Source organism: Enterococcus sp. AAFC-DPL-6103, assembly GCF_058216595.1.
The window spans coordinates 2,394,904-2,410,568 of record NZ_CM177102.1 but is presented as its reverse complement, the minus strand read 5'-3'; the positions used below and the strand labels follow the sequence as shown (position 1 = coordinate 2,410,568).

11 protein-coding genes are annotated in these 15,665 nt (G+C 36.5%); 8 read left to right on the top strand and 3 right to left on the bottom strand.

From position 1 onward, the window contains the following. Positions 1–9 precede the first annotated feature (9 nt). From AC4BC3_RS11415 to AC4BC3_RS11395, 5 genes are all read left to right on the top strand, one after another. Entirely contained in the window at positions 10–930 is a 921-nt protein-coding gene (locus AC4BC3_RS11415) for a carbohydrate ABC transporter permease (protein WP_067481675.1), read from the top strand. Positions 931–962: 32 nt separating this feature from the next. Then, entirely contained in the window at positions 963–2,420 is a 1,458-nt protein-coding gene (locus AC4BC3_RS11410; protein WP_206910367.1) for an ABC transporter substrate-binding protein, read from the top strand. Positions 2,421–2,505: 85 nt separating this feature from the next. Beyond that, positions 2,506–3,120 carry a DUF624 domain-containing protein gene (locus tag AC4BC3_RS11405; protein ID WP_490466543.1) on the top strand — a complete coding sequence of 205 codons (615 nt, stop codon included), beginning with the start codon at positions 2,506–2,508 and terminating at the stop codon, positions 3,118–3,120. After that, complete coding sequence (locus AC4BC3_RS11400; protein WP_490466542.1) at positions 3,113–4,855, top strand: sensor histidine kinase; 1,743 nt, start codon at positions 3,113–3,115, stop codon at positions 4,853–4,855. The genes AC4BC3_RS11405 and AC4BC3_RS11400 overlap by 8 nt, the downstream gene beginning before the upstream one ends. Next, a complete protein-coding gene (locus AC4BC3_RS11395) occupies positions 4,848–6,290 on the top strand; it encodes a response regulator transcription factor (protein WP_206910371.1) in 1,443 nt (480 codons plus the stop codon). Before AC4BC3_RS11400 ends, AC4BC3_RS11395 begins: the two co-directional genes overlap by 8 nt. Before the next feature lie 202 nt (positions 6,291–6,492). On the opposite strand, the gene AC4BC3_RS11390 is transcribed toward AC4BC3_RS11395, so the two are convergent. Beyond that, positions 6,493–8,634 carry a GH92 family glycosyl hydrolase gene (locus AC4BC3_RS11390; RefSeq protein WP_490466541.1) on the bottom strand — a complete coding sequence of 714 codons (2,142 nt, stop codon included), beginning with the start codon at positions 8,632–8,634 and terminating at the stop codon, positions 6,493–6,495. Continuing rightward, positions 8,615–9,682 (bottom strand): GntR family transcriptional regulator, encoded by a 1,068-nt coding sequence (locus tag AC4BC3_RS11385; RefSeq protein WP_206910375.1) that lies wholly within the window; start codon positions 9,680–9,682, stop codon positions 8,615–8,617. The genes AC4BC3_RS11390 and AC4BC3_RS11385 overlap by 20 nt, the downstream gene beginning before the upstream one ends. Before the next feature lie 151 nt (positions 9,683–9,833). Here AC4BC3_RS11385 and AC4BC3_RS11380 point away from each other — a divergent pair, with 151 nt between their 5' ends. From AC4BC3_RS11380 to AC4BC3_RS11370, 3 genes are read left to right on the top strand one after another with little or no spacing between them, the layout of a single operon-like run. Then, complete coding sequence (locus AC4BC3_RS11380; protein WP_490466540.1) at positions 9,834–11,123, top strand: glycoside hydrolase family 125 protein; 1,290 nt, start codon at positions 9,834–9,836, stop codon at positions 11,121–11,123. 10 nt (positions 11,124–11,133) lie between these two features. Continuing rightward, positions 11,134–13,818 carry an alpha-mannosidase gene (locus tag AC4BC3_RS11375; RefSeq protein ID WP_490466539.1) on the top strand — a complete coding sequence of 895 codons (2,685 nt, stop codon included), beginning with the start codon at positions 11,134–11,136 and terminating at the stop codon, positions 13,816–13,818. Further along, positions 13,819–14,682, top strand: coding sequence for an ROK family protein (locus AC4BC3_RS11370; RefSeq protein WP_206910381.1), 864 nt, complete (start codon positions 13,819–13,821; stop codon positions 14,680–14,682). It abuts the gene before it with no gap. A gap of 108 nt (positions 14,683–14,790) precedes the next feature. On the opposite strand, the gene AC4BC3_RS11365 is transcribed toward AC4BC3_RS11370, so the two are convergent. Beyond that, positions 14,791–15,645 (bottom strand): RluA family pseudouridine synthase, encoded by an 855-nt coding sequence (locus tag AC4BC3_RS11365; RefSeq protein ID WP_206910383.1) that lies wholly within the window; start codon positions 15,643–15,645, stop codon positions 14,791–14,793. Between the last annotated feature and the right edge of the window lie 20 nt (positions 15,646–15,665).

Below are 15,665 nucleotides of genomic sequence, written 5' to 3'. Positions count from 1 at the left end.
GAGGATTCGATGAAAAAGAAAAAAGTAGAGCAGGTTCAAGTGCGAGCTTTCAGCAAACCAATGAATCTCTTTTCTAACTTATTGATCGCGATTTTTGCCTTCTCCTGTATCTTGCCGTTTCTATTTGTTATCGCGATTTCTTTGACAGATGAAACAGCGTTAGCAACTAATGGTTATAGTTTCTGGCCAGAAAAATTCAGTACATTTGGTTATACGTATCTATTTGGGCAAATGCAAGAGAAAATTTTCCAAGCATTATTTGTAACAGTTTTAGTGACGGTTTTAGGAACCTTGATCAATAGCACAGCCACTTCGCTGTATGCCTATGCAATATCCCGCTCTAATTTCCCATTCCGTCGTTTCTTTACCGTTTTTTGTTTAATCACGATGTTGTTTTCACCAGGGATGGTGGCAAACTATTTGGTGATGACCAATTTACTTCAATTAAAAGATACGATTTGGGCACTGATTTTGCCAATGGCAGTTAGCCCATTTAATATTATCGTGATGCGAACTTTCTTTAAACGTTCAGTTTCAGATTCGATTATTGAATCTGCTCGAATCGATGGAGCAAGTGAGTTGCGGATTTTTATTCAAATCGTGTTACCCTTAGCAGTTCCTGGAATTGCGACAATTAGTTTATTTGCTGCTTTAGGTTACTGGAATGATTGGTTTAACGCATTACTTTACATTCAAAACGATAACTTAGTCCCATTACAATACTTGTTGATGAAGATTCAAAGTAATATTCAATATCTAACACAAAATGCGGGTGCTGGAAGCCAGCTTGCCGGAGGTTTAGCAGCTGTACCAGGAGAATCAGCACGAATGGCGATTGTTGTTATCTCAACATTGCCAATTGCGATTAGCTACCCATTTTTCCAAAAGCATTTTGTCAAAGGATTAACGATTGGTGGAGTCAAGGAATAAATAATAAATTATTTTATTTAGGAGGAAGTAAAATGAAGTTATGGAAGAAACTAGCCTTTACAGGAGTTTCAGCGTTGATGGTTGGTACATTAGCTGCTTGTGGGGGAGGATCAAGTGCAAGTAGTAATTCAGAAGGATCTGACAGCAAAACGTTGCAAATGTATCAAATTGGTGATAAACCAGACAATTATGATGCCTTGATGGAAGTTGCGAATAAACGAATCGAAGACAAAATTGGTGTGAAAGTCAATATCAACTATATTGGCTTTGGGGATTACGAGAAAAAAATGAACGTAATCATTTCTTCTGGTGAAAATTATGATATCGCTTATGCAAACAACTATGTTTCTAACGCTCAAAAAGGTGCTTTTGCCGACCTAACGGAGTTAGCGCCTAAATATGCTAAAGATGCTTATGATGCGTTAGATGAAGCTTATATCAAGGGAAACTTAGTCAATGATAAATTATATGCCTTTCCAGTAAATGGAAATGTTTTTGCTCAACAAGTGTTAACTTTTAATAAACCACTGTTAGATAAATACAACCTTTCAATCGATGGTATCGAATCTTATGCAGATGCCGAAAAAGTGTTACAAGAATTCCACAAAAAAGAACCAAATACGGCTGCTTTTGCCATTGGTCAAGGTTTCAAAGTTCAAGGCGACTTTGATTATCCTTTAGGAAATACCTTACCGTTTGCGATTGACTTAAATGGAGACAAAGCAAAGATCATCAATCAATATGACAACAAAACTTATGTTGATTTACTTCGTACGATGCATAGTTGGTACCAACAAGGATTGATTCCAAGTGATGCGGCAACAAGTAGCAAAGATTATCCTTTAGAAGGAAATACTTGGTTACTACGTGGCGAAACACAAGGACCTTTCGATTATGGCGACACAATTTTAAGTAATGCAGCCAACCAAGAATTAGTTTCTAAATCAATCACTGTTCCTTTAAAATCAACAGGACAAGCACAAATGGCAAACTTCGTTGTTTCAAATACTTCAAAAAACAAAGAAAAAGCTGTTGAATTTTTAGGCTTGCTTAACAGCGATGCTGAATTATTGAACGGATTAGTTTGGGGGATTGAAGGCGAGGCTTGGGAAAAAGTAGATGGAACCAACGACAAGATCAAATTGTTAGATGGCTATCAACCAAAAACTCACATGTCTGCTTGGAACACAGGGAATAATGCAATCTTATATACACAAGAATCGATTACTGATGAAATGATCGCTAAACGCGACAAATCAATTGAAGAAGCTGAAACTTCACCAATCTTAGGCTTCAGCTTTAATACAGATAGTGTTAAAACAGAAATCAGTAATATCTCAAACGTTATGAATCAGTATATGGATGGATTAAACACCGGAACGGTTGATCCAGATGAAACATTGCCTAAATTGCTCGAGGCATTAGATAAAGCTGGTTACGAAAAAGTGTTAACTGAGATGCAAAAACAATACGATGAATTTCGAAAATAAATAAGTCTGACAGCGAGCGGTTCCATCTGCTCGCTGTTCTTTATATAATAAGAGAGAAAAGATTATGTTTTGAAAAGGAGATATTATGTTAGGAAAAGCTTTGGAGACATTGTTCATTCGCGTGTGGGTAGTAGTTAAACTAACACTTTTTTTCTGGTTGTTTAGTTTAGCCGGAGGAATTATTTTAGGGATTGGACCAGCGTTGAAAACAATCAATGAATTATTTTATCATTATGAGTTTGCGTACAAAGACATCACAATCAAGCAAGGCTGGTACTGTTTCAAGAAATATTTTAAGCGAGGAAATTATTTGTTTTTCTTCTTTTTCTCAGCACTAGCTATTCTAAGTTATAATCTTTACCTTTCTGTTCAAATACAGGGACTCTTATTTTTGGGAATTGACTTTATTTTGTTATTTGGGTTACTTTATTTGTTTGCAACGTATCAATGGAGTTTGATTTTAGATAGTGAATATGAAATGACATTCGGCAATGTGATCAAGTTAAGTTTTATTTCAAGTTTATCGAGTTTCTCTACATTGTTGAAGATGATTATTGGTAGTGGTGTTATTCTTATGTTGACATGGCATTTCAAAGGCTTATTGTTATTTGGGTTACTGGGTTTATTGACCGTGTGGAATGTGTTGGCAACGAAAAAATGGCGCGAAGAATTAGCGATCCGAATGGAAAACTATGAATAATCCATTCAAAGTTTTATTTTCAAAAGGAACGTTGCTCAACCGTTTGTTACGTAAGTACGCAGTAGTAATGACTGTACTCACAATTGGTGCAACAATTATTTTTAGTATCCATACTTGGAGTCAAAATAAAAATCAAGCAGAAAATGTTACCAATGAAGCACTGCAAACGACAAATCGAATGTTAATTGACAAAACAACATTAAGCAAAATTATCAAAGATCAACTTCTTGGAAGTCCAGAAAAAATTGAAAATGCGACAACTTATCTGACTCAACCAATTGATCAGTATTTAATGTATGCATACACGCAACAAAGCAAAACGAATGAACTTTTATCTTTTCCCAATGAGATGTTGGATCTTTACGTCAACTATGAAGAGATAAGTTCTCTTTACATTGTTTTTAGTCAATTGCCAGAGTATTTTGAATCTACCAGAGATCATAAGGCTGGTATTGTCAAAACAGGAACACCAACACTAAAAAATGCTTTTTATATCAAAATGCCGATTACCCAAGGTGGCACGGAATTGGGAAGTATCTTTGTTGGGTTTCAAAAGAAAGAACTAGAGTCTAGTTTGGAAAGTCTGAATGCTTTTAATGGCTTGTCTTTATATATGATTTCTGGCTCTGCTAATCGCCTGTACACTTTTCATAGCGCAGGGCTTACGCCAGAAAGTCGAAAAAAACAAGAAGCGCTGATCACACAAGAATTGGATAAGAATTCTGGATTACCTTTGTCGAAATTGGAAGAACATAATTTTGTTTCCTATCAGGAATTATCCGGTGAGTATCGTATACTAGCAACGTTAGACCAACAAAATGTGTATCGAGAGACGGCAAGAAGTCTGGCGCCATTAATTATTGGTGTGATTCTTTTAGTTAGTATTTTATTAGTCTTCTTATACAAAACATTTAAGCGTTATTCTCAGCAAGTCGACGTAGTAATGCGTGCGATGAACGAAGCGGCAAATGGTAATCTAGACACACGAATCGCCCAAGAACAAACAGAGTACGAGTTGAAAGATTTAGCACAAGGTATCAATACAATGTTGGATAGTATCAACCAATATGTTGAAGATATCTATAAATTAGAAATCAAACAAAAAGATGCACATATGCGCGCACTACAAGCACAAATCAACCCTCATTTTCTTTATAACACCTTGGAATATATTCGAATGTATGCGTTGAGCGAGGGAAGTGAAGAACTTGCGGAAGTGGTCTATGCTTTTTCTGCATTATTAAGAAATAACACGAATCAAGAAACAAAAATCAGTCTTAAAGAAGAGCTGAATTTTTGTGAAAAGTATGTATTTCTCTACCAAATGCGTTATCCTAATCGTGTAGCCTATCATTTTACGATTGAGGAATCTCTAGAACAAATTGAAGTACCAAAATTTGTGATCCAACCATTAGTTGAAAACTATTTTAAACATGGTATTGATTTTACTCGTTATGACAATGCGTTGAGTGTAAAAGTTTTTCAACAAGGATCATTGGTACAAATTCAAGTGAAAGATAACGGTAAAGGAGTTACTCCAGAGCAATTAGTAGCAATTGAAAATCGATTGGTACACCCAAGGGTTGAGTTGCACGAGTCAATTGGTTTGCAAAATGTAAATGAACGTTTACGTGCTAATTTCGGGAGTACTTACCGGATGAGGTTATTTGCAAATGAAGAAGGTGGCTTGACGATCAAAATTACATTTAAGAAGAAGGAGTCTGAAAATGTATAAAGTGTTGCTGGTTGATGATGAATACATGATTTTGAATGGATTGAAAAAAATTGTTGATTGGTCCAGTTTTGGCTTTGAAATCGTAGCAACAGCAGAAAACGCGATGGAAGGGTTATTAGTTTTAGAAAAAACAGGTATTGATTTAGTTATTACAGATGTAACCATGCCAGAAATGAATGGTTTAGAGTTTATTGAAGCAGCTCAAAAGGAACAATACGCTTTTGAATTCATGATTCTTTCTGGCTATCAAGAATTTGAATACCTCAAAGGTGGTATGCAACTTGGGGCAGTTAATTATTTGATGAAGCCTGTAAATAAAATAGAGTTGATTGAAAGCTTAAAAAAGGTCAAGGAACGTTTGGATCAGCAAAATGAACAAAAAAATCAGCAAGAAATTTATCAAGAACTTTTATTTAGTCAATGGCTGAATGAAGAACTAGATGAAACCAGCGAAGAAGAATTTTTGAGCGGATTACCTCAAGGGACACAACAAATTTTATTGATTCAGCTAGAAAGAATCTATGAATCTGCTATTATTCCATGGTTAAAGGAGCATCAAGTAACTACTTATTATCAGCGAAGTTTTGGGGATATGACTTGCTTTACCATCTTGCTTAGTCCTCAAAAAGGCAGCGATTTTTGTCACTATTTTCAAATGAAGTATCCAAAGCAAGATTGGTTGATTAGCGTGGGGGATGAAATAAAAGAAGTGGATGATATTCCTGAAAGCTTTCGTCGAGCAAAAGACCAGTTACAGCTTCAACAATTTTACGGTGAAACTAGACATGAAATCATTCGGTCGATTCCTGCAGAGAATCAAGATCAGTTAATTGATTTTTCAACGTTTAGTCGTGCACTTCAAAGTAATCAGCTGGATTTAGTTCAACAAATGATTCGTGAGTTTTTTGAACAATTCCAGTCAGCAGTCATGACTCCTGAGGACATTCGACATTTTACTTTTTTATTATTTATGGATATTCAACGAGAGCTGATTACACTAGAAGATGATGAATACTTAAAAGGCATTCAACAAATTAATCAGGCAAAAAATGTAAATGATCTTCAAGAATTATTGCTCTCTTTAATTCGTAAGCAACAAAAGCAAAAAAACTACAGTGAAAATATCAAACAAGTGCTACAAATACTGCACGAAAATTACCGAGAACCATTAACGTTAAAAGAAGTGTCTGAAAGTTTACACCTAAACGTGATGTATCTTGGACAACTGTTTAAAAAAGAAACGAAAAAAAGCTTTTCTACTTATTTAAATCATTTGCGAATGGAGCAAGCAAAATGGTTGCTTTTGCATAGTGAACAAAATATCAATGAAATTTCAAACGAGATTGGTTACAATAACACCACTTACTTCTCTAAGTTATTTAAGAAAATCGTGGGACAATCACCAAAGGAGTATCGAGAAAAACCTCTTACTTAAACTAGTTTCAAGGAAAAGGTAGCGGGAACGGCGGTTAGATGCAGATGCTTTTTTGCATAGATTGGAATTTCTGATTGTGGAATGTTAGTGACCAAGAAAAAAATCAAAAAGACTGAACCACAACGTGTTTACGCTTGGGTTCAGTCTTTTTTATGAAAAAAATCAAATTTTATTTTTGCACGTAGTTAATTGCGAAGGGTCACTAGGTTAAAGAAAATGGTAAAGCGTCTGCCGTGTATTTTTTTGGGTGAGGAACAGTACCTAAATGATAACGGATCGTTCCTCCTGTGAGTAAGTCTTCGTGTGTAAAGAATAACTTAGAATAGTTTTGTTCATTACGATCAACTTGATGAACAAACTGTTGTTGTGGCCGATTTGGCGAACTTTCAATCGTAAGTGTCTGACCGTTTGAGAGTTTTAGTTGAACTTGATCGAATAATGGCAGACCGATAACATATTCTCCTGAACCAGGTGTGACTGGATAAAAGCCTAAGCTACTAAAGATATACCAACCCGACATGCTACCATTGTCTTCATCGCCAGGATACCCTGTTGATGAGTCATTAAATGTTTGCGTAAGTAATTGTTTAATTAATGGCTGTGCCATCTCTGGTTTACCAAGATAACTGAATAAATAAGGATAATGGAAGCTAGGCTGATTTGAGATAGCTAGTTGTCCAAATTCAATAGCAGCCATTTCACTCATTTCATGGATTTCAAAACCGTATCCACCAACTTCAAAGGAGGGGGATTGGTTACAAAGCTCGATTAATTTTTCTTGAAAAACGGCTTCTCCGCCATGTTCGCGAATCAATCCATTAAAATCTTGGTAGACGGCAAAGCTGCTTTGCCATGCACTACCTTCTGCATAATCTTGGCCCCAGCGAGTCGCTAGGAAGTTTTCTCTGAATTCTTGATTAGTATCTTTTGCACGCATGAATCCGACAGCAGGATCAAAAATATTGCGATAGTTTAAGGACTGTCTTTGATAAAAAGTACTAGTTTCTTCATCACCTAGTATAGCGGCTACTTGACTGATACAAAAGTCACTATAAGCATAATCTAACGTATGATTGACTGATTCATGGTAGGTACTAGGAACATAGCCGTATGTTAAATAATCAAGTGTTCCTTGACGTCCGTAATTAGGCAGTTTGCTTTGAACAGTAGCACTTTTTTTCATTGCCGTTAAAAATTCAGGCATCAAGTCAGTACGAATTCCTTTGACTGCAGCATCAGCAATTACTGCATCAATCAGTGTTCCGGGCATTAGGCCACGTTCATCAGGTGATAGCCATTTTGGCAAAAAGCCAGTTTCTCGATAACTTGTAAGAAATCCCTCAAGCATTTCCTCATATTTTTCAGTGGCTATCAACGAATAAAGTGGATAAACTGTTTTATACGTATCCCAAAATCCATTATTTGTATAGAGAACACCAGGGCGAACAGTTTTGCTAAATGTATCATAGTGGATTTTTTCACCATCATCAGTTACTTCATAGAATGTTTGAGGAAAGAGAAATATGCGATACAAGTTGTGATAAAAAGTACTTACTTGTTGTTTATCATGATGATTGATTTTGATTTTATCAAAATATTCTTGCCAAATTTGACGATTTTTTTCTAGATATGCATCAGGTGACTGCGCAGACTCTCTCGATAAATTTACTTGTGCTTGTTCTTCACTAATAAAAGAAGTACCAAAGCGAATCGTTTGCTGTTTGATTGAACCAAACGGTAGCAAAATAGAAGAATCACTTTCTGAAACCATTAACTCAGTGTCAGCTAATGGTTTTTCAAAGGAAAGGATAAAATAAAAGCGAAAATCAGGATCTTCACACCCAGAAAAGTTGATAAAAGAACCCGTAATAGTATGCGAATCTACAATGTTTATCTGATATCGTTCAGGGAAAGTTAAAAGTAAACCGCTATCATTTTTCTGGTAGTCAATTGTAAGTATCCCGCCATACATACTAGGAATCAACGTGGATGAAATAGCATATCGTAGTTGATTGATAGATAAATGTGTAGGGCAAAATGTACTTTCTTCTGGTCGATAAGAACTCTGTGCGTGAAAAAGACTGTTTTCAGGGAGAGTACCACTAACAGGTGTCATTAGGAAATGACTGAAATCACCCATCCAAGGACTTGGTTGATGAGTTAAACGATAACCTTGAAAGACACGGTCTTCTGGGTGGAACCACCAACTTCCCTTTTGATCGGTTGTCTGTGGGGCAAAATAATTCATTCCAAACGGAACGCCTGTGTAAGGCAGGCAATTCCCGTTTGAATAGTTGGACTGGTTAGCAGTCCCGTGACGAGTATCAATTTGTTGAATGTTCATTGTTAAGCTCCTTTGTTGAGTGTCTTGTTATTAATGTAACTGGGTATTTGGTATCGATTGGTGTTTCTTTGGTTTCAAGCCAGTGAATCAACTTTTCTCCAGCTGATTTTCCAAGTTCTTTAAAATTTTGGGCGATAGTTGTCAAAGGTGGATCAACTAAAGAGGCAGCTTGAATATCATCGAAACCAATAATCGAAAAGTCGGCAGGCACTGAAAATCCAGCTTGTTTCAGTTGGTTCATTGTTTGAATGGCAACAAGATCATTTTCGCAGACAAACGCCGTAAGCTGGTGTTCTTGGATATAGTTTAATAACTCTTTATTCGTGGCTTTTTGGTCATCAAGTGCAGTATGGAAAGCTAAATTAGCTTTATCAAGAGCTTCAAGATAGCCTAAGTAGCGTTGACGCACAGATTGTGGATGAGTTGGCTCACCAAATAGGAAACCAATTTTCTGATGTCCATCAGCAATCAATTGATTTGTGGCTAGCGCGCCACCTGCAAAGTTGTCAGAAAGAACGGTTGGAAATGGCAGTTCATAAATTTTCTTATCCAAGATAACGACAGGAAATTCTTTCAGCGAAAGTTCAAATAATAAATCCAAGTGCTGCTCAGTATCAATAGCGTAGTAAATCAATCCATCGAATTCATCCATCACTTCTTGCGCCGTCTTTGTTTGGAGAAAATCAAGGGAAGTCATTAATACTTCAAATTGATTTTCTTGCATGATTGGGTTCAATCCTTCAGTGAAATCACCAACAGACAAATCAGTTAAGAACGGAAATAAAAATAGAATTCGCTTTGTTTTTTGGATAGAGACAATCGATGCCTCTGGCTTGTCTGCTTTGACAAAGCTACCTTTTCCACGAATTCGATAAATCAAACCAAGTTGTTCCAATTCTGTTAATGCTCGTTTGGAAGTGATTCGACTTACTTGATATTTTTGAGAAAGTTCTTTTTCAGTAGGGACTTGACTATCAATAGCTAATGTTCCATCAAGGATTGCATTGTGTAGATCAATAAATATTTTCTTATATAATGGTTGCTCCATAATAACACCTCTTAATGATATATCATGTATAAATGATAGCATAAATAATATAAAAGTAAACAATAAAAAATACCATGAAAGCGTAGACAAAAATTATTTCAAGAAGTATAATCTACTAAGATATATCAAATAGAAAAGAGGATATTGAGACATGCCATATAAAGATATACCAAAATCAGTTGGAAAATTCATGGGGAAAATTGAACAAAAATGTGGAAGTGAGCATGAAGATTGGGCAAAAAATTTTTCTACTGCCTTTGCTAATACATTGCTAACCACAGTAAAACGGCATTCTGATGGAACAACTTTCTTGTTAACCGGTGATATACCAGCTATGTGGTTAAGAGACTCCACTGCACAAGTACGTCCTTACTTAGTGATTGCTAAAGAAGACAAAGACTTAGCAGCAATGATTAGTGGATTGGTAAAAAAACAATTCTTTTATATCAATATTGATCCGTATGCAAATGCGTTCAATGAAGAAGCAAACGGGGCAGGACATCAAAGTGACCATACCGAAATGAATAATTGGATCTGGGAAAGGAAATATGAAATTGACTCATTATGTTACCCTGTTCAACTTGCTTATCTTTTATATAAAAATACGGGACAAACAGATCAATTTGACGACTCATTTGTTTCAGGAATCCAAAAAATTCTAGGTGTTTTTCAAACAGAACAAGATCATACTAAATCACCTTACCAATTTGAACGTGATACTACTCGTCTGGAAGACACGCTTGTAAATGATGGGAAAGGTGCAAAAGTAGTCCCTACAGGAATGACTTGGTCAGGTTTTCGCCCAAGTGATGACGCTTGCCGATATGGGTATCTAGTCCCATCGAACATGTTTGCAGTAGTTGTTTTAGGATATATTGAAGAAATTTTTCAAACAGTGTTATCAAATAATCAAATCGTAGCAAAAGCTACTGCGTTACGAGAAGAGATCCAACAAGGGATTGAAGCATACGGTAAAACTAAAAATCAAGCACAAGAAACTATTTTCGCATACGAAGTAGATGGTCAAGGAAACTCCTCATTAATGGATGACAGCAATGTGCCAAACCTAATGTCTGCACCTTATCTAGGCTACTGTTCTTCTGAAGATGAAACGTATTTACAAACAAGAAAAACCTTGCTGAGCTCAGAAAATCCTTACTTTTATGAAGGAAAGTACGCGAAAGGAATTGGCTCTTCTCATACACCTGAAAATTATGTTTGGCCAATTGCTTTAGCAATGGAAGGCATGACTACTAACGATCGAAAAGAAAAAGAACGAATTTTAGATTTATTAGTAGCAACAGATGCTGGAACAAACTTGATGCACGAAGGTTTTGATGTGGATAATCCGAACAATTACACAAGAGAATGGTTTTCTTGGGCAAATATGATGTTTTGTGAATTAGTAATGGATTATTTTGATATTCGAGTAGAAAAATAGGAGTGATTAAATGAAAAAGAAAGTATATATTATTTCCCACAGTCACTGGGATCGAGAATGGTACATGGCCTATGAACAACACCACATGCGTTTAGTTGAATTGATGGATGATTTGTTAGAACTTTTTGAGAATGACCCTGCATTCGATAGCTTTCACTTAGATGGACAGACAATTATTTTAGATGACTACTTACAAGTAAGACCGGAGAAAAGAGCATTAGTTCAACAAGCAATTGATGTGGGCAAGCTACGTATTGGACCATTTTATATTTTGCAAGATGACTTTTTGATTAGCTCAGAATCCAACGTGCGTAATATGTTGATTGGGATGGAAGAAACACAAAAATGGGGTGTACCAGTAATGCTTGGCTACTTCCCAGACACATTTGGAAATATGGGTCAAACGCCTCAAATGATGAAACAAGTTGGAATTGAAGCAGCAGCATTCGGTCGAGGGGTAAAACCGATTGGCTTTGATAATCAAGTGCTTGAGGCAGAAAATTATTCTTCCCAATATTCTGAAATGAAATGGAAAGGTCCTGATAGCTCTGAAATTTTCGGCTTATTATTCGCAAATTGGTATAGCAATGGAAATGAAATACCAGTTGAAGAACAAGAAGCTAAAATATTTTGGGACCAAAAATTGGCTGATGCAGAACAATATGCTTCAACCGAACATTTATTGATGATGAATGGTGTTGATCATCAGCCTGTTCAAAAAGATATATCAAAGGCAATTGCGTTAGCCAATCGTTTGTATCCAGATTATGAATTCATTCATTCTAATTTTACAGACTACTTAGCAGCGGTAACAAATGATTTGCCTGAAGATTTGGGAACAGTGGAAGGCGAATTAACGAGTCAAGAAACAGACGGCTGGTATACTTTGGCAAATACTGCATCTGCACGCGTATATTTAAAACAATGGAATACAAAAGTTCAAAGACAATTAGAAAATATTGCTGAGCCATTAGCAACGATGGCATATGAATTTTCGGGAAGTTATCCTCATGATCAATTAGATTATGCTTGGAAAACATTAATGCAGAATCATCCACATGATAGTATTTGTGGTTGTTCAGTGGACTCTGTTCATCGAGAAATGATTACACGATTTGAAAAAGCAGATGAAGTTGGGAAATTTGTGGCAGAAGAAGCAATGAGACAATTGGCGCAAGTTATCGATACAAGTGAATTCCCAGAAGATACGTATCCTTTTGTTGTAGTCAATACAGCTGGAACAGCAAAAACGGGTGAAGCGGTTATTGAAATCGAACTGGAACGTAAAAAGTTTGCTGAAGGATTACCAGAAACGTTGTTTAAAGAGTTGGAAGATGCTCCTGCTAAGAGTTATCATGTTGAAAACGCACAAGGAGAAGTCATTCCTGCAACTGTTTCTGAAGCAACTGTTCGTTTTGATTATGACTTACCAAAAGATCGATTCCGGATACCTTATATGGAAAAAGTAGTGACTGTAACTATTCCACTTGAAGAAATGGCTGCTTTTTCATGGGAGACATTTACGTTAGCTGAAGGAGAATCATCAACTATTACTGGTTCAATGGTCAACGACCAAGGACGAGTAATCGAAAATGAATTTCTCAAAATCAAAATTGAAGAGAATGGTTCGTTAACAGTAATGGACAAAAAAATGGCTCGTCAATTTGAAGATATTCTTGTTTTTGAAGACACGGGTGATGTCGGAAATGAGTATATCTATAAACAGCCAATTGATACAGTACCGATTCTTTCGAACCAACAAGAGGATTCTCAAGTAGAAATCTTGATTGATACACCGGAGATTGCTCAAATCCAACTCAATCAGACGATGATGATTCCCGTTTCTGCCGATGAGCTTTTGGAAAAAGAACAACAAATGGTAGTTGAATTTCGTTACCGTAAAGCAAAACGAGCGAACGAATTAAAACCATTATTAATAGAAACAAAAATTACTTTAAGAAAAAATAGTCGAAAAATCGACTTTGAAACAACAATTGATAATCAAATGAAAGATCATCGATTACGTGCACTATTTCCAACGAAGTTACATGTGGAACACCATGAAGCAGATAGTATATTTGAAGTCGTTACACGACCAAATAAAGTTTCTGCAAGCTGGGAGAATCCAACGAATCCGCAACATCAACACGCTTTTGTGAATCTTCATGATAAAAATTATGGTGTCACAATTGGAAACTATGGTTTGAATGAATACGAAATTTTAGATGAAGGACAAATTGCATTGACGTTATTGCGTTGTGTTGGTGAGTTAGGGGACTGGGGATACTTTCCAACTCCTGAAGCACAGTGTTTAGGACAACAACACTTCCAATATAGTATGGAAATTCATGAACCAAATGAAAAGTTTGAATCTTATCAACATGCGTATGCTGCGCAAGTTCCATTTACGACGCAACAGTTAACGAATCAACAAGGTGAATTAAGCAATAAAAATAGTTATTTGGAAGTAAAAGCTAAAACGTTTGCAATTACTGCTTTGAAGCGAAGCAAGTTTAATGATAAAGTAGTACTGAGAGGATTCAATCTGTCAGAAAAAGAAGAAGAAATCGTTGTTCAAAAAACAGGAACAACTAGCAGATTGTTGAATCTTTTAGAAAAAGACAGTAAGCAAACGATTGAGCCGACATTGATGCCTTATGAAATTCGGACAATCGGATTCGAGGAGGAAAAGTAAATGTACGGCGGAATAGAAGCGGGTGGCACAAAGTTTGTTTGTGCGGTGGCCAATGATCAACATAAAATTATGGAGAAAGTAAGTATTCCTACAACGACTCCAATAGAAACGTTGCAACAAGTGTTTGCTTTTTTTGATAAGTTTGACTTATCTGCTATGGGGATCGGCTCATTTGGCCCGATTGGCATTGACCAAACAAAAGATAATTATGGATACGTTTTAGCGACACCTAAAAAAGGTTGGGCTGATTTTGACTTTTTAGGGAGTGTTAAAGCACGTTATCAAATTCCAATTGCGTGGACAACAGATGTTAATGCTGCAGCCTATGGCGAATTAAAGAAAGGTGCAGCACAGGGAAAGGATAGCTGTATCTATCTAACTGTTGGTACTGGAATTGGTGCAGGTGTCGTCTTGAATCAAGACATTTTTTCAGGAATTGCTCATCCGGAAATGGGACATATTTGGGTGAAACGTCATCCAGATGACACATATGCTGGTACTTGTCCTTACCATGGGGATTGTTTGGAAGGGTTGGCGGCAGGACCTTCATTAGAAGCAAGAACAGGAATCAAAGGTCAAGATTTACCAGTAGACCATCCTGTATGGGATATCCAAGCGTTTTATATTGCACAAGCTTTAATCAACTATACATTAACTTTAGCACCAGAAAAAATTATCCTTGGTGGCGGTGTAATGAATCAAGATCATTTACTACAAAAAATTCGTCAACAATTTGTCGAACTAATGGCAGGATACATGGAAGTTCCGGAAGCTAGCGAATATATTGTTCGTTGGGGGTTACCGAATGAAAGTGGAATTATTGGTAGTTTGTTATTAGCAGAAAAAGAGTATCGACAAAAATAAATTAAAAAAAAGAGAATGATACAAAAACATCCTCAAAAAAACTAAAAAAGGATTTCATGAACATTCATAAGAAATGTTTCGTGAAATCCTTTTTTATTTGCACCAGAACTACCATAATCCTGGGGCTGCTCTGACAAGGATTCTTTCTTGTGTGAATGGATGTGTCAAATGTAGTTCAATTGCATGAAGCATCATTCGTTTCGCTGGTCGTGATTGATAAAGTGGATCACCTACAATTGGATGACCTAAACTTTCGAGATGGACCCGAATTTGATGTGTCCTTCCAGTTGATAAAACACAATAGATTTGTGTTTGTGTCGGTAGATTCTTCGCAATGGTTACGTGGGTGACAGCTGTTTTTCCATTACGCTCATCTATGACTTGTTTTCGGCGGTTGTGTCGGTCGCGTCCCATTTTTTTAGTAATAGTGAGGTCTTTAGTTAACTTGCCCCAGACGACAGCTTGATAGCGACGATAAATTTTCTTTTGTTCCACTAATTGGCTCAAAATAGGCAGAATAAAAGGATTCTTAGCAAACAAAATAGCGCCACTTGTTTCTTGATCTAAGCGATGCACGACATACGGTTTTTGTTTTTTGGGGGCTAAATAAGCAGCTAAATCATTTAACAAAGTGCCGGTTTCTTTGACGTCATTGGGATGAGTTTTCAAACCAGCTGGCTTATTTACAATCACTAGCTGTTCATCTTCATAGAGAACTTGGATTTTTTTGGCGTTTCCTAAGATGATTTCTTGATGACTGTAGTCGTCTTTTTCAAAATGCAAAGTAATTGTGTCGCCTCCGCGAATTTCTGAATGAAAAGGAGCAAGTTGAGCATTCACCCAAACGTTTTTTCGGGTACGCAAAAAATGACGAACTTTTCTTGGCACTAGCCATTCTCTTTCTAATAATTCTTGAATAGTGATTACTGAGTGGTCAGCAGGTAAGGTAATTGTGATTTCCATAAAGAAGCTCCTTTCGTCGA